This is a genomic window from Streptomyces sp. NBC_00005, from assembly GCF_045160215.1.
Classification (GTDB): Bacteria; Actinomycetota; Actinomycetes; order Streptomycetales; family Streptomycetaceae; genus Streptomyces.
In genome coordinates, this window is sequence record NZ_CP108316.1 from 5,854,727 (window position 1) to 5,869,502 (window position 14,776).

The window sequence follows — 14,776 nt, forward strand, 5'->3', positions numbered from 1 at the left end:
ATCGACTTTCCATTGATCGTTGTTGAGGAACCGGATGCCAAAGGTCACGGTGCGCTTCTGGGCCGCCGCGAAGGCCGCGGCCGGGGTCGCCGAGGAGCCGTACGACGCGGCCACCCTCGCCGAGGCGCTCGACGCCGTGCGCGAGCGACACCCCGGAGAACTCGCGCGCGTGCTGCAGCGATGTTCGTTCCTCATCGACGGTGACCCCGTGGGCACCCGCGGACATGAGACGGTACGGCTGGCCGACGGCGGCACGGTCGAGGTGCTCCCGCCGTTCGCAGGAGGGTGACGATGACCAACCAGCCGTACGAGGGCCCGTACGAGGGGTACGACCCGTACCAGCAGCAGGCGTGGCCCGGCGAACAGGGACAACAGAGCCAGCAGGGACAGCACGGGTATCAGGGGTACGACGACCCGCACGCGGCCCCCGCCGAGCAGCAGTACACGCAGCAGTGGCAGGGGCAGACCTGGGAGACGCCGGTACCGCCGGCGGCACCCGCGGTGAACGCGACAGAGACGGCGTACATGCCGCAGCAGCCCTACGGGGTGGCGGGTCAGCCACTGCCGCAGGAGGGCCAGGCCCAGGCACACGTCCAGGCCCACGTCCAGGCCCAGGCCCCGGCCTGGAACCAGCAGGCGCAGCCCCAGGCACCCGCCCCCGCCGCCGGGGACTCGCCGGACGCGACCTACGGACCCGCCACCGTCGCCGGCAACTCCCGCATCACGGACGCCCAGCGCGCCCGTCTGGAGGGCCGGTCCCCGGTCATCGAGCCGGGCATGCAGCCGGCCGCGCTCACGGCCTTGCTCGGCCTGCTCCTGTCCGGTGCGGCGGCGATCGGCTCGTACGCCCTGCTCGTCCCGCTCGTCGCTCTTCAGGCGGTCACCGCCGCGGGCTGGTTCCGGCTGAACGGCATGTGGCCGGCCCGGCAGGGCATCGCGCTGGCGTTCCTCGGCGCAGTGGTCGCGGACGTTGTGCTGCTGGCGGCCGGCCGGGAGAACGGCCCGGCGGCGATCCTGGGCACCCTCGGTGTCTGGGTCCTCATGACCCTGGTCCTTCAACTGCGTTCGCACGCGGACCCGGACGAGCGGATGTACGGCCTGATGGCGACCGTCGCCTCGGCGGCGCTGGCCATCGTCGCGGCCGGATACCTCGCGGCCGAGGCGGACGCGGTGACCGTCGGTGCGGCAGCGGCGGCGGTGGCCGTCCTGGCCCGCGCCCTGCCGCTGCCGACCCCGGCCTCGGTCGTGGTCTCGCTGCTCGCCGCGGCGGGAGCGGGCATCGCGGTCGGCGGGATGACGGACTTCGGCGCGAAGGGCGCGCTGCTGGGCGCGGGCGCGGCGGCCTGCGCCCTGATCGGCCACCGGGTGGCGAGCTACGACTACCCGTCGAGGTTCGTGCACTTCACGGCGGGCGTCGCCCTGCCGCTGACGGCCGCGGCGCCGGTGGTGTACGTGCTGGGGCGGGCGCTGGGGTAGAGCGGGGCCCGGTCCCCGGGTCCTGTCACAGATGATCGACAATTGCCCGGCCGGAGCCCACCACAGGGTTAGTCTCGCGCTGGACGGCCACCCGGTCGTCGTGAGCGTCGTCGTCGTCGACCGGCCAGGTGGGGGAAACACCGTATGCGCGCCCTGCGAATACTTCTCATTGTCGTTGTGATCCTGGGCGGCCTTTTCGTGATCGCGGACCGTGTGGCGGTCTACTTCGCCGAGAACGAGGCCGCGGACAAGGTGAAGACCACCGAGAACCTCGCCTCCACCCCGGACGTGTCCATCAAGGGCTTCCCCTTCCTCACCCAGGTCGCGTCCGGCGAGCTGGACGACGTCGAGATCGGCATCAAGGACTACGAGGCCGACACGGGCACCGGCAGCGGAACCAGCGGCAGCGGCGGACAGTCGACGATCCGCATCGACGACCTGAAGGCCGACATGAAGGGCGTCAAGTTCTCCGGCGACTACAGCTCCGCCACCGCGGCCACCGCGACCGGCACCGCCACCATCGCCTACGACGAGCTGCTCAAGGCGGCCAAGTCCGAGCCGACGCAGATCATCACCGGGGTCAAGGCCCAGGTCGTCGGCCTCTCCGACGGTGGCAACGGCAAGATCAAGGTGGACGTCAAGATCTCGGCGGCCGGCGCCTCGCAGACGTATCCGGTGCTCAGCACAGTGACCGTCGACGGCGACAAGGTGAAGGTGCACGCCGACAACCTGCCCAAGCTGGTCATCGAGCTCGCCGACTCCCGTATCCGGTCGATCACCGACTTCCAGCAGAGCATCGACCAGCTGCCGGGCGGTGTGAAGCTGGACAGTGTGCAGGCCGCCAAGGACGGTGTGGACATCACGGTGAAGGGTTCGAACGTCCGGCTGGCCGGGTAGGACGACGCCGGGCAGGACGAGGTTCGACGTTCGACGGACGCCGTGTGTCCGAAGTGCGAGACGGTTCGTCCGCACCGTAGATGTGATGGCGCCTACACAGGCCCGGGAACCGTGGAACCACGCCCCGGGCGCTCATCTCATCCCACATCCCGGACGATCGCATCTCACGATACGACACGGCGGTGACACGCCCCGCTGTGCGTCCCTACGATCGAGCCCATGAAGCTACAGGCGGATCTCACGAAGCGGCGGGCAGTAGACCTGTGCCGCGTCGCCGCCATGCTCTGTCGCACCTTCTGAGCGGACGGCTCCGACCTCCGCATTCCCCGCGCCCTGCCCAGGGCATTCTGCGCGCGCGCCGATTTCAGGCCTGCACGCGCACCCCGCACACTCGCACGCCCCGCCGCAACTGCCCCGGAGGAGAAAGAGCATGAGCCGCAGCGACGTCCTGGTCGACGCCGACTTTGTCCAGGACAACCTGGACAACGCGAACATCGCGATCGTGGAGGTGGACGAGGACACGTCCGCCTACGAGAAGAACCACATCAAGAACGCGATCCGCATCGACTGGACCAAGGACCTGCAGGACCCGGTCCGCCGCGACTTCATCGACCAGGAGGGCTTCGAGAAGCTCCTGTCGGCGAAGGGCATTGCCAACGACACGCTGGTGATCCTCTACGGCGGCAACAACAACTGGTTCGCGTCGTACGCCTACTGGTACTTCAAGCTCTACGGCCACGACAACGTCAAGCTGCTCGACGGCGGCCGCAAGAAGTGGGAGCTGGACGCCCGCGAGCTGGTCGAGGAGGTCCCGGCCCGCCCGGCGACCGACTACAAGGCCAAGGCGCAGGACAAGTCCATCCGCGCCTTCCGCGACGACGTGGTGGCGGCCATCGGTTCGCAGAACCTGGTCGACGTCCGCTCGCCCGACGAGTTCAGCGGCAAGCTGCTCGCTCCCGCGCACCTGCCGCAGGAGCAGTCGCAGCGTCCGGGCCACGTCCCGTCCGCCCGCAACATCCCGTGGTCGAAGAACGCCAACGACGACGGCACCTTCAAGTCGGACGAGGAGCTCAAGGAGCTCTACGCCGAGGAGCAGGTCGACCTGGCGAAGGACACCATCGCCTACTGCCGCATCGGTGAGCGCTCGGCCCTGACCTGGTTCGTCCTGCACGAGCTGCTCGGTGTCGAGAACGTCAAGAACTACGACGGCTCGTGGACCGAGTACGGCAGCCTCGTCGGCGTCCCGATCGAGCTCGGCGCCAACAAGTAAGCCCAGTAGTAAGCCAACGCAGCAAGCGAGCAGACCCGCAAATCCCGACCGGCCTTCCTTCCGGTCAGACCTCTCTTGGAGAAAGACATGTGTGGAGCGAAGGCCGGCGGCCCGGACGCCTCGACGATCAAGCCCGGTGAGACCACGATCCAGGGCCAGGTGACGAAGGACGGCGAGCCCGTCGTCGGTTACGTCCGCCTCCTGGACTCGACCGGCGAGTTCACCGCTGAGGTCCCGACCTCCGCCACCGGGCAGTTCCGCTTCTACGCGGCCGAGGGCACCTGGACCGTCCGCGCCCTGGTCCCCGGCGCCACCGCCGACCGCACGGTCGTCGCCCAGCAGGGCGGCCTCGCCGAGGTCGCGATCGCGGTCTGACACCCTGATCGACCAGGGGCCGCACCCTCGGGGGTGCGGCCCTTCGGCGTGCCCGGACCTACGCTGGAGTCATGTACGCACGAAGGCGCCACGTGTACTTCGCGATGATGGGTACCTGTATCGGCCTGTTCGTCCTTGCCTGGGGAGTCGTACGTATCTGGTCGGTCCCGGTGGCGGTCGGGATGTGTGTGGTGGCGATGCTCATCCCTCCGGTCGCCGCGATGGTCGCCAACCGCCGGGGCCCCGACGACCGCTGGTGGGACGACCCGTCCGGCGACCCGAAGTCCGACGAGTGGTGGGACGAACTGGACGGCAAGAAGCGCCCGCCGAGGTAGGCGGATGCTTCCCTCCAGCCCGTCCGGCGTTTGAGGACGAGGCCGTTCAGGCCGATCGGGGGTCTGGGGGCGGAGCCCCCAGGGGACGGGAAGAGGGCAGCGGGCTCAGTACACCAGCGCCTGGGTCTCGTCGCCGAGTGCCTCCTGCACGAACACCTGCGCCCCCGCGATCCGCACCCCCTCGATGACGTCCTTCTCCGTGATCTCCCGCCGCGCCGCGCACTGCGTGCACAGAGTCACCCGCCCCGCAGCGAGGACCGACTCCAGCAGCCCGGGCAGCGGAGCCGCATGCGGCAGCTCGAACCCGGCCGCCCGCCCCGGCAGCGCGAACCACGCGGACTCGCCGGTCAGCCACAGCGAGACGTCCACGCCGCTGGCCACAGCGACCGCCGCCACCGTGAACGCCTGCGAGCACCGCTCGGGCGCATCCGCCCCCGCCGTCACCTTGATCACGAGCTTCTTCGCCATGGCCGAATCGTATGCAACGCACCGTCCGGCAGGCACTCCAGCAGGCGATCCCCCGCAGGGCGTACCTCACGAAGAGAGCCCGCCACCGGCCGACTAAGCTGGACCCGGCTCTTGTGTACCGCCCACCCTCGCTCATCCAAGGAGCACCCTGTGCTTGAGGCATTCTTCGAAGCCCTGCTGGCCCTGGTCTGCGTCGGCGTCCTCGCGTTCGCCGGGCTGACCGTGAAGAAGCTGTACCAGGGCCAGCGCTGACCCCGTAAGCCCCGCAAAAGGCATAAAGGAAACGCCGATCCCATGATCGAGATCCCGTCCGACCTCCACAAGGACCTCGTCCCCCTCGCCTTCCTGCTCGGCACCTGGGCGGGCGCGGGCGTGCACGACTTCCCCGGCTCCGAGAAGTGCAACTTCGGGCAGGAGGTCACCTTCGCCCACGACGGCCGGGACTTCCTGGAGTACCAGTCCCACACCTGGGTCCTGGACAACGACGGGAACAAGGTCAGGCCCCTGGAGTCCGAGTCCGGCTTCTGGCGGATCGACGCCGACCGCAAGGTCGAGGTGACGATGGTCCGCGACGACGGTGTCATCGAGATCTGGTACGGCGAACTCGCCCACCAGAAGCCCCAGATCGACCTGGTGACGGACGCGGTGGCCCGTACGGCGGCCTCCCGCCCGTACACCGGGGGCAAGCGCCTGTACGGCTACGTGAAGAGCGACCTCATGTGGGTCGGCGAGAAGCAGACCCCCGAGGTCGAGCTGCGCCCCTACATGTCGGCGCACCTGAAGAAGGTCGTCACCCCGGACGACGTCGAGCGCTGGGCGAAGGCCCTGCCCGATGACATGCCGGACGACGGGATCGCTTTCTTCAAGTAGTTCTGACAAGCACAAGTAGTCCTAGACTTCCAGTGTGGTGAGCACCGACTGGAAGAGCGATCTCAGGCAGCGCGGTTACCGGCTGACGCCGCAGCGTCAGCTTGTCCTCGAAGCCGTGGACACCCTTGAGCACGCGACCCCCGACGACATCCTCGTGGAAGTGAGGAAGACGGCGTCGGGGGTCAACATTTCCACCGTGTACCGGACCCTGGAGCTTCTCGAGGAGCTCGGGCTGGTCAGCCACGCCCACCTGGGGCACGGCGCGCCGACGTACCATCTCGCGGACCGGCACCACCACATCCACCTCGTCTGCCGCGACTGCACGAACGTGATCGAGGCGGACGTGTCGGTGGCCGCCGAGTTCACCGCCAAGCTCCGGGACGAGTTCGGCTTCGACACGGACATGAAGCACTTCGCGATCTTCGGCCGCTGCAAGGACTGTGCCCAGAAGATCCAGAAGATCCAGAGGGCGCAGCAGACTCAGCAGACCCAGGAGAGCTCTCTGAAGGGTTCAAGTACCGAGTCGTAGGCTTGTGCACATGAAGAGCCCCCTCCTGTCCCTGCCCGGCGCCGTCCCCGCCGAGGGCGTGGACGAAGGCGTTGCCGCCCACTACGGCGAACTGTTCCGTGAACAGCGCGCCCTCGCCGACGGCACCGGCTTCGTCGACCTCTCGCACCGCGGTGTCGTCACCGTCACCGGCGAGGACCGGCTGAGCTGGCTGCACCTGCTGCTCACCCAGCACGTCAGCGACCTCCCGGTCGGCCTGGCCACCGAGGCGCTGATCCTCTCCGCGCACGGCCACATCGAGCACGCGCTCTACCTGGTCGACGACGGCGAGACGGTCTGGGCCCACGTCGAGCCCGGCACCCAGGACGCGCTCATCGCGTACCTGGAGTCGATGAAGTTCTTCTACAGGGTCGAAGTCGCCGACCGGACGGGCGAGTTCGCGGTCGTCCACCTGCCGGCCGGCTCGATCGCCGAGGTGCCGGAGGGTGTCGCCGTACGCGAGACGCCGTTCGGCCGCGACCTCTTCCTGCCGCGCGCGGACCTCGAGTCGTACGCCGAGAAGGCCGGCCCGCCGGCCGGGATCCTGGCGTACGAGGCCCTGCGTGTCGAACACCACCGGCCGCGCCTCGGTTTCGAGACCGACCACCGCACCATTCCGCACGAGCTGGGCTGGATCGGCACGGCGGTCCATCTGCAGAAGGGCTGCTACCGGGGCCAGGAGACGGTGGCCCGGGTAGAGAACCTCGGGAAGCCGCCCCGCCGCCTGGTCTTCCTCCACCTCGACGGCAGCGAGGTCCATCTCCCCACGCCGGGCACGGAGATCCGCCTCGCCGAGGAGGACCCCGACGGCCGCAAGATCGGCTTCATCACGACGTCCGTACGCCACCACGAGCTGGGCCCCATCGCCCTGGCCCTGGTGAAGCGGAACGTGCCGCTGGACGCCCGGCTGGTGGCGGGGGACACGGCGGCGGCCCAGGAAGCCGTCGTCGAGCCGTAGAGGTTTGTCGGGCGCCTAGGGCCCTTGTGATGGATCTCCGCGGCGTCGCGACGCCCGGCACGCACGCTCACCGCACGGCGCGAAGGGCCAGGTGGCTCCGCCACATGACCCTCCACGCCGCACGCCGATCGCACGCACCGAACGCCGCTCCTTCTTCCACGGAGATCCATCAGAAGGGCCCTAGATCTCGATCAGTACGGTGAACGGGCCGTCGTTGGTGAGGGACACCCGCATCTGCGCGCCGAAACGGCCCGTCCGCACCGTCGCGCCGAGGGCCCGCAGCTGGGCGACGACCTCCTCGACGAGGGGCTCGGCGACATCGCCGGGGGCGGCGGCGTTCCAGGTGGGCCGGCGGCCCTTGCGCGCATCCCCGTACAGCGTGAACTGGCTGATCACGAGCAGCGGGGCGTCGATGTCGCTGCACGACTTCTCGTCGTGCAGCATGCGGATCGACCAGAGTTTGCGGGCGAGCTGGGCCGCCTTCTCCTTGGTGTCCTCGTGCGTCACGCCGACCAGGACGCACAGCCCCTCGCCGATGATCTCCCCGACCGTCTCGCCGTCGACGACGACGCTCGCGCCGTCCACTCTCTGCACCACTGCACGCATACGACCATCATGCCGGGCCGTTCGCGGCAGACTGCACCGGCATTCTTTTTGTTCCCTAACCCCCCATCTGGGGCCGATCGGGGGCACTCGGTCACATAGCGGCCACTTGGGGTGGCACGATGCTTCCACACGCCGGTCGAGGGGACGGTTGAGGCACATGAGCACACCGAGTACCGGGCAGCCGCCTGGGACTGTCTCGCTGATTCGAACGGGGGAGCGGATGGCACCGCGCCCGCCCGTGCAGCGCACCGACAGCCCGGGCCCGCAGCTGCCCGCCGATCCGCCCGAGCACGACCTTGCCGTGCTGAGCCTGTCCGAACTGCGCACCCTGCGCCGGGACGCCCAGCGCGACGAGGCCGACCTCAGCTATGTCCGACGGCTGCTGCAGGGCCGTATCGACATCCTGCGGGCGGAGTTGGCACGGAGGTCGCCGGCGGGCGCGGGTTCGGTGGTCGAGCGGCTGTCGGAGATCCTCACGGACGCCCCGGCCCGCCACCGCTCCTCGGCCCGCCACGTGACCCTGGGCACGCCGCACAGCGAGGAGTACCGACTGCTGGCCGCCGAGATGCTCGCCGAGGTCGAACTGTCGGACCTGGACGCACGCACGGACCTGGAGCTGAACACGGCGATGGGCCGGCTCGTCCGTTACGAGCAGCAGGTGTCTCTGCGGCGCCAGCGCCTGCAACGGACCGCCGACGACTGCAGCGGCGAGATGGCGCGCCGCTACCGTGAGGGGGAAGCACAGGTCGACGACCTGCTGACGTAGTGCTGGCCGGGTATCTCAGCCCGGCCGGCGTTCGATCTTTCAGCCCGTCCGGCGTTTGAGGACGAGGCCGTTCAGGCCGATGGGGGTCCAGGGGGCGGAGCCCCTGGTGGGGTCGAAGGGGCGGAGCCCCTGGGGACGGGCAAGGGCGGCGGGGGCGAGGAAAATCCCCGCGACACCCCACCGCCGTACACCTACCGTGATCCCATGACCCGCGCGCGCTCCGACATCGACATCCGCCCCGTCACCGAGGCAGAACTCCCCGAGTGGCTCCGCGCAGTGAACACCGGCTTCCTGCGCGAACCCACCGTCACAGAGACCCAACTCGAGGCCCGCCGAACCCAGTTCGAAGCCGCCCGCTTCCTCGGCGCCTTCGACGGATCCCGCTGCGTGGCGACGTTCCGCTCCTTCGCCCAGGAGGTCACCGCGGTCGGCGGCACCCTCGTGGAGGCCGACGCCGTCTCCGGCGTCACGGTCACCGCCACCCACCGCCGCCGCGGCCTGCTCACCCGCATGATGGGCCAGGACCTCGCGGCCGCCAAGGAGCGCGGCGACGCCGTGGCCACCCTGATCGCCGCCGAGTACCCGATCTACGGCCGCTACGGCTTCGGCCCCGCCACCTCGGCCGCCGAGTGGACCGTTGACGTCCCGCGCGCCGGCCTCGACCCCCGCTGGTCCGGCCCGGACGACGGCGGCCGGATCGACCTCGTGGACGCCGAGGACGTACGCAAACTCGGCCCCGAGCTCCACGATCGCGTCCGCCGTGCCACCCCCGGCGCCGTCAGCCGCGACGAGTGGTGGTGGCAGCTCAACACGGGCGCCGTGCGCCTCGACCCGAAGTGGACGGAGCCGTTCTTCGCCGTGTACCGCGCCGCGGACGGCGAGGTCGAGGGCCTGGCGGCGTACGAGGTCGACGACAACTGGGGCGACGCCAAGCAGCCGCTGGACACGGCGACCGTGCGGGACCTGATCGCGGCGACCCCGGCCGCGGAGCGCGCCCTGTGGGGCTACCTCTGTTCCATCGACTGGGTCACCCAGGTCAAGAGCGGCCAACGGGTCCCGGACGACCTGCTCCCGCTTCTCCTGCCGGATCCGAGGGCCGCCCGTATCACCACGGTCTCGGACTGGCTGTGGGTGCGGATCCTGGATGTCGTACGGGCCTTGGAGTCGCGGGCGTACGAAGGGACGGGCTCCCTGGTGCTGGAGGTCGCCGACCGTGCGGGCCTGGCGGGCGGCCGCTACCGGCTGGAGGCGTCCGCGCAGGGCGCGTCCTGCACGCCGACCACCGAGAGCGCCGAACTCACGCTGGACATCGCGGAGTTGGGGCGGCTGTGGCTGGGCGACGAATCGGTCGTGCGGATGGCGGTGCTGGGCCGGGTGCAGGAAGAACGAGCGGGCGCCGCCCGAGTGGCCGACGCCCTGCTGCGTACGTCCAGGCGGCCTTGGTGCCCGGACATGTTCTGAACCCCCTTCCTTCCGACGACTACTGATGGTTCATCCGTAGCTGTGCTGTTGTAGCCGTGCTGTTCAGTTGTGGCGGTGCTGTCTTTCGTGGTGGTGCTGTTCAGTTGTGGCTGTGCTGGTGGAGCTGTTCGGTTGTCGGTGTTCAGTTGTGGCTGTGCTTTCACAGACTGGCCAGGCTCCCGGCTCCCCTCCGGAAGGGAGCCCGGCCAGCCGGATCCTGGGTCGGCGAGCCGGTCGGGCTCAGCCGGACTGGGCGAGCAGCATCACGAGGATGACCGCTCCGATGCCGCTGATCATGGTGTTCTTTGCCTTGAGCCCGATGGTCAGCGCGACGAACGCGATGATGCCCATGGGCCCGTACTTCCACTGGATGAGCTGCTCGAATCCGATGGCGAGGGCGGCGACAACGAGGGCGATGAGCGGCATGACGGTCCCTCCTTCGGGACGGGAGGCGGACCCCTGGTTGCGGCCAACCCTCCTGAAGTTTGACCATGTTGCTGAAGTTGGTGACCAACTTCACTGTACTTATCTCCGCTTGGAAGCGGCTTATAACCACCTTCCTTGGAACTGCCCAAAGATGGCGGGAAGTTGTAGTGTTTGGTTGTGGACCCGATACACGCCTCCGTCAATGGGCGGAGTAGGTCACAGCGGCCACATCCGTCACACCGAGAGATGGCCGACGAGCTGCGCGCCCGCATCAGGTCGGGCGAGCTCCGCCCGGGTCAACGCATGCCCACGCAGGCCCAACTGGCCGACGAGTTCGGCGTCGAGCGCGGTGCGGTACGCCAGGCGCTGCGCATCCTGCAGTCGGAGCAGCTGCTGACCAATGTGTCCAAGGGGAGCCCGGCGACCGTCGCCGCCGACCTGGGCCTGGGCAAGGTCCTGACCGGCCCGGGAGCTCCACCGCTGCCGACCATGGTGGCCCTCGCCCCGCGCATAGCGGATGCCTTCGCCGCCCCGCACGTCGAGATAGACGCCCTCTGCCTCACTGCGGTCTCCCTGACTCTCGCTGTCGGCGAACCGCTGCGCCAGATTCACACGGGACAGCTAAAACCGGCCAGGGTGGACGTCCGGGTCCTGCTGCCCAGCCGCGACATCGAACTCGCCTTCCCGACACCGGTGGACGCGTCCACCGACGGCCGGCTGCAGCGCCGCTGGCTGGCCCAGCGCAACGCACAGGGCCAGGTGCTGCAGCACAACCTGCTGGCCCTGCGCGCCACGCACGGCATCGACGTGAACGTCAGCTTCCGTGCCCTGCCCTTCACCCCGCCCGTGAAGCTGTACCTGCTCAACGGCATGGAGGCGCTCTTCGCGTACTACACGCTCACACGGCGCGAGGAGGAGATCGACCACGAGCAGCTCGAGATGTACGACGCCGAGGGCACCCAGTCGATGCTGTTCGCCTTCGAGCAGGGCGCCGGCCTGCGGGACACCACCTTCGTGGAACAGTCGAACCTGTGGTTCAACGCACTGTGGGAGACGATCAGTTCGGAGCTGCTGCTCACGAGCTGATGTCTCCCACAGCGACTGACCAGGCCGCTTTCCGCTCATAGAGCGGGCCCCGCGACCAGCACGGCCAGAACGACGGCCCCGATGGAGCTGACGGCCGGGTTGTTGGCCTTGATGCCGATGGTGAGCAGCAGCAGGCCGATGATGCCGGTGACGCCGTACTTCCAGCTGACGATCTGCTCGAAGCCGACGACGAAGACAGCGGAGAGGAGCGCGAGAGCAGGCACGGTGGTTCCCCCTTCAGGCTGCGCGGGCGGGACGGTGCGGTGGGGGGTGGTGCGTGGGGGTGGAGGCGGACGGAGAGAGACTGAGGCGGACGGAGATGGGTGGAAACTGGCGGAGAATGACGGAGACAGGAAGCAAACCTTCCGCCAACTCGACCAAGTTGGCAACCAACTCCAATTAAGTTGTCCCCACTTGGTACCTACTCATAAACAAGTCACAAGCAACTCCCCGTAGATGGATCCGAGTTGTAGCGTTTGGTCGTGACCCAGGAGAACGTGGCAGTGAACGGCAGCAGAAGGCTCTCGCCCCAGGAGATCGCCGACATCCTGCGGGAACGGATCAGCAGCGGCGACCTCAAGGCGGGCGACCGCCTGCCCACGCAGGCCGAACTGGCCGACGAGTTCGGCGTGGAGCGCGGCACGGTCCGCCAGGCCCTGCGTGCCCTCCTGGACGACGGCCTGCTCACCAACGTGAGCAAGGGCAGCCCGCCACGGATCGCGGAGCCCGCCCCGGTCACGGGCGAGCCGCAGCCGACGATGGTGGCGCTCGCACCGCGGCTGACGGAGGCCTTCTCGGCGCGGCATGTGCGGGTCGACGTCGTGTGCCACACCTCCGAGACGCTGATGAACGCCCTCAGCGAGCAGATCCGGCTGATCCACAACGGCCGCGTACACCCCGAGTCGATCAACTTTCGCGTCCTGCTGCCCAGTCGCGACATCAACCTCGCCTTTCCCGTACTGGTCGAGGGGAGCAGCGACGACGTCACGGTCCACGAGCGGTGGCTGTCGATGCGCAACGCGCAGGCGCAGGTGCTCCGGCACAATCTGCAGGCCATCCGGTCCACCCACGGCATTGACGTGCAGATCACGTTTCGCGCACTTCCCTTCACACCCCCGGTGAAGCTGTACCTGCTCAACGAAGAGGAAGCGCTGATCGGGTACTACATGCTCACCCGGCGCGAGGAGGAGTGGCAGAGCCAGACGCTGGAGATGTACGACGCCCTCGGCTCCGCGTCCGTCCTCTTCTCCTTCGTGAAGACGGCCGGCCAGCGCGACGCGGCCTTTGTGGAGGAATCCCAGAAGTGGTTCGACGCCCTCTGGGAAACCATCACGACGGACCTGACACTCTCCTAGTGACTTCAGATACGGCACAGACCGAACCGATGGCGGCACAGGCGGAGCGACTGCAGGAGCTGATCGGGCATGCCCGCGTCGTGCTCTGGGACTTCGACGGCCCGATCTGCCGGCTGTTCGCCGGGCATGCCGCGGACGGGGTGGCGAACGACCTGGTGGAGTGGCTCGCCGCGCGGGGGCTGCGCGGTCTGCTGACCGAGGGCGAGCGGGAGACCCCTGACCCCCACGTGGTGCTGCGCGCCGTCGACCGCAGACACCCCGCCAGTGACCTGGTCACGGAACTGGAGGAACGTCTCACCCAGGAGGAGCTGCGGGCGGTCCCCACGGCCCTGCCGACCGCCTTCGCCGACCCGCTGATCCGCACCTGGAAAGCGGTGGGCGCGCGGCTGGCGATCGCCACGAACAACTCCCCCGAGGTGGTGCGCGCCTACCTGACGAGCCGCCACCTGCTCGACTGCTTCATGCCGCACATCTACGGCCGCACCCACGACCTCCAGTACCTCAAGCCCCACCCCCACTACCTCAACCGCGCCCTGACCGCCATGGGCGCCGCCCCCACCAGCGCCCTGTTCATTGGCGACACCCCCACCGACTGCGAGGCCGCCCGCCAGGCCGGAGTCCCCTTCCTGGGCTACGCGCGTAACGAGCACAAGGAGAAGCTCCTGCAGGACGCGGGCGCGACGGACATCGTGGGGTCTCTGCAGCCACTGCTGGAGGCGCTGTGGGGGGAGTCTCGGCGTTAGGCCTGGATCATGAGGACGAGCAGCAGCTTGCCGACAATCGGTCAACTTCCGGTCCCAGTGGACTGGTTGGCGGATTCAAGGCGCATCCTTGGCTGCTGATCGCCCAACCACGGTAGGCCGGTTGGGATACCTTCGCGGTGTGACGGACAGCACCTTCACCGGTGATCGGGGCGGCAAGGAGTACGACCGTGTCGCCGCGGAGCTGCGGGCGCGTATCACCAGTGGTGTGTATCCGCTGAATGGGCGCCTGCCGTCGCAGCGCGATTTGGCCGAGGAGTTCGGTGTCTCCCGGGACACCGTGCAGCGTGTGCTCAGAGACCTGAAGAGCGAGCACTGGATCGAGTCGCGTCAGGGCAGCGGATCCCGGGTGGTCTGGAACCAGCGCATCCACTCCCCGACGAGCGATCAGCAGCCCGGCCGCCAGGTCACGCTCGGAGCGATCATCGGCAGTGCCTTCGAGCAGGCCGAAGTGACCCTGGACGTCTTCACGTTGACATCGGAGTCCCTGGGGGCGCACATCCGCGCGCAGGGGGAGCGGATCCAGGCGGGGGAGATCTCCCCGCAGCGGATAGCTCTGCGCGTGCTGCTGCCCTCCGAGTCGGTGGAGATGCCGTACTGGCGAACCGGCCTCCCCACCCACGACGAGATCCTGAAGCAGCGCTACCTGGACATCCGGCGCCGGCACACGGCGACACTGCGCGCGCTCCTGAGCGACCTGCACGCCATGAAACTGGTGCCGTCGGTGGCCTTCGAGATCCGTCACATTGGACTGGTCCCGTACTCCAAGCTCTATCTGGTCAACAAGCAGCAGGCGTTGGAGGGACCGTGCAAGGTCTATCTGCGCACCTTCCAACTGGACGACGGCTCGGAGGTCGAGGGCCTCGACGTGATCGGGCTGGGAGCCGGGCTCACGCACTACGTGAAGGACGACGACCCGTCCTCCCAGGGTGCGGAGTTCGTGGAGAAGCAGCAGGCCTGGTTCGACTCTGTCTGGGAACTGCTCGCCGATTAGTGCATGACTCCGAACGGGTTGTCTCGTACGAGTCGCTGTGTGGTATCGACCAGGTTGGGACAAACAGCCGATCGCATCCCGGACCTGCACGAATAGATTTGTGCGCCACGTCACACGTGGCGGAA

General features: G+C 68.6%; 20 protein-coding genes. 16 read left to right on the forward strand and 4 right to left on the reverse strand.

Annotation, left to right across the window (positions count from 1 at the left end; all coding sequences use genetic code 11):
- Window positions 1–34 precede the first annotated feature (34 nt).
- The 7 genes from OG303_RS26870 to OG303_RS26900 all read left to right on the forward strand — a co-directional run bounded on the left by OG303_RS26870 (window position 35) and on the right by OG303_RS26900 (window position 4,353).
- Window positions 35–289, forward strand: a complete 255-nt coding sequence (locus OG303_RS26870) for a MoaD/ThiS family protein (protein WP_405871485.1) — start codon at window positions 35–37, stop codon at window positions 287–289.
- A 2-nt stretch (window positions 290–291) separates the two neighbouring features.
- Window positions 292–1,476 (forward strand): hypothetical protein, encoded by a 1,185-nt coding sequence (locus OG303_RS26875; protein ID WP_405871486.1) that lies wholly within the window; start codon window positions 292–294, stop codon window positions 1,474–1,476.
- A gap of 144 nt (window positions 1,477–1,620) precedes the next feature.
- Entirely contained in the window at window positions 1,621–2,373 is a 753-nt protein-coding gene (locus OG303_RS26880; RefSeq protein WP_405871487.1) for a DUF2993 domain-containing protein, read from the forward strand.
- Window positions 2,374–2,592: 219 nt separating this feature from the next.
- The gene (locus OG303_RS26885) at window positions 2,593–2,673 is read left to right on the forward strand and encodes an Ms5788A family Cys-rich leader peptide (RefSeq protein WP_405877494.1); all 81 of its coding nucleotides are present in this window, start codon (window positions 2,593–2,595) and stop codon (window positions 2,671–2,673) included.
- Between the two features lie 130 nt (window positions 2,674–2,803).
- A complete protein-coding gene (locus tag OG303_RS26890; protein WP_405871488.1) occupies window positions 2,804–3,643 on the forward strand; it encodes a sulfurtransferase in 840 nt (279 codons plus the stop codon).
- Window positions 3,644–3,730: 87 nt separating this feature from the next.
- Window positions 3,731–4,018 carry a DUF1416 domain-containing protein gene (locus OG303_RS26895; protein WP_003991226.1) on the forward strand — a complete coding sequence of 96 codons (288 nt, stop codon included), beginning with the start codon at window positions 3,731–3,733 and terminating at the stop codon, window positions 4,016–4,018.
- Between the two features lie 71 nt (window positions 4,019–4,089).
- The gene (locus tag OG303_RS26900) at window positions 4,090–4,353 is read left to right on the forward strand and encodes a DUF3099 domain-containing protein (protein ID WP_405871490.1); all 264 of its coding nucleotides are present in this window, start codon (window positions 4,090–4,092) and stop codon (window positions 4,351–4,353) included.
- A gap of 105 nt (window positions 4,354–4,458) precedes the next feature.
- Here the strand turns inward: OG303_RS26900 and OG303_RS26905 are convergent, their stop codons facing one another.
- Window positions 4,459–4,821, reverse strand: coding sequence for a DsrE family protein (locus OG303_RS26905; RefSeq protein ID WP_405871491.1), 363 nt, complete (start codon window positions 4,819–4,821; stop codon window positions 4,459–4,461).
- A 294-nt stretch (window positions 4,822–5,115) separates the two neighbouring features.
- Here OG303_RS26905 and OG303_RS26910 point away from each other — a divergent pair, with 294 nt between their 5' ends.
- From OG303_RS26910 to OG303_RS26920, 3 genes are read left to right on the forward strand one after another with little or no spacing between them, the layout of a single operon-like run.
- Entirely contained in the window at window positions 5,116–5,691 is a 576-nt protein-coding gene (locus OG303_RS26910; protein ID WP_405871492.1) for an FABP family protein, read from the forward strand.
- A 34-nt stretch (window positions 5,692–5,725) separates the two neighbouring features.
- Entirely contained in the window at window positions 5,726–6,220 is a 495-nt protein-coding gene (locus OG303_RS26915) for a Fur family transcriptional regulator (protein WP_405871493.1), read from the forward strand.
- A gap of 10 nt (window positions 6,221–6,230) precedes the next feature.
- On the forward strand, window positions 6,231–7,196 hold the full coding sequence (locus OG303_RS26920; protein ID WP_405871494.1) for a YgfZ/GcvT domain-containing protein: 966 nt from the start codon (window positions 6,231–6,233) through the stop codon (window positions 7,194–7,196).
- Window positions 7,197–7,376: 180 nt separating this feature from the next.
- On the opposite strand, the gene dtd is transcribed toward OG303_RS26920, so the two are convergent.
- Window positions 7,377–7,802, reverse strand: a complete 426-nt coding sequence (dtd, locus tag OG303_RS26925) for a D-aminoacyl-tRNA deacylase (RefSeq protein ID WP_405871495.1) — start codon at window positions 7,800–7,802, stop codon at window positions 7,377–7,379.
- Between the two features lie 157 nt (window positions 7,803–7,959).
- Between dtd and OG303_RS26930 the strand changes: the two genes are divergently transcribed.
- Together OG303_RS26930 and OG303_RS26935 are read left to right on the forward strand one after the other, a co-directional pair.
- Window positions 7,960–8,568 (forward strand): aerial mycelium formation protein, encoded by a 609-nt coding sequence (locus OG303_RS26930; protein WP_405871497.1) that lies wholly within the window; start codon window positions 7,960–7,962, stop codon window positions 8,566–8,568.
- Window positions 8,569–8,772: 204 nt separating this feature from the next.
- The gene (locus OG303_RS26935) at window positions 8,773–10,029 is read left to right on the forward strand and encodes a GNAT family N-acetyltransferase (RefSeq protein WP_405871498.1); all 1,257 of its coding nucleotides are present in this window, start codon (window positions 8,773–8,775) and stop codon (window positions 10,027–10,029) included.
- A gap of 240 nt (window positions 10,030–10,269) precedes the next feature.
- Here the strand turns inward: OG303_RS26935 and OG303_RS26940 are convergent, their stop codons facing one another.
- A complete protein-coding gene (locus OG303_RS26940) occupies window positions 10,270–10,455 on the reverse strand; it encodes a hypothetical protein (RefSeq protein WP_405871499.1) in 186 nt (61 codons plus the stop codon).
- Window positions 10,456–10,701: 246 nt separating this feature from the next.
- On the opposite strand from OG303_RS26940, the gene OG303_RS26945 reads away from it, so the two are divergent.
- A complete protein-coding gene (locus OG303_RS26945) occupies window positions 10,702–11,541 on the forward strand; it encodes a winged helix-turn-helix domain-containing protein (protein ID WP_405871500.1) in 840 nt (279 codons plus the stop codon).
- Window positions 11,542–11,576: 35 nt separating this feature from the next.
- Here the strand turns inward: OG303_RS26945 and OG303_RS26950 are convergent, their stop codons facing one another.
- Window positions 11,577–11,765 carry a hypothetical protein gene (locus OG303_RS26950; RefSeq protein ID WP_405871502.1) on the reverse strand — a complete coding sequence of 63 codons (189 nt, stop codon included), beginning with the start codon at window positions 11,763–11,765 and terminating at the stop codon, window positions 11,577–11,579.
- Window positions 11,766–12,017: 252 nt separating this feature from the next.
- Between OG303_RS26950 and OG303_RS26955 the strand changes: the two genes are divergently transcribed.
- From OG303_RS26955 to OG303_RS26965, 3 genes are all read left to right on the forward strand, one after another.
- Entirely contained in the window at window positions 12,018–12,896 is an 879-nt protein-coding gene (locus OG303_RS26955) for a GntR family transcriptional regulator (protein WP_405871503.1), read from the forward strand.
- Window positions 12,845–13,639, forward strand: a complete 795-nt coding sequence (locus OG303_RS26960) for an HAD family hydrolase (protein WP_405871504.1) — start codon at window positions 12,845–12,847, stop codon at window positions 13,637–13,639. Before OG303_RS26955 ends, OG303_RS26960 begins: the two co-directional genes overlap by 52 nt.
- Before the next feature lie 139 nt (window positions 13,640–13,778).
- On the forward strand, window positions 13,779–14,651 hold the full coding sequence (locus OG303_RS26965; RefSeq protein ID WP_405871505.1) for a GntR family transcriptional regulator: 873 nt from the start codon (window positions 13,779–13,781) through the stop codon (window positions 14,649–14,651).
- Window positions 14,652–14,776 lie beyond the last annotated feature (125 nt).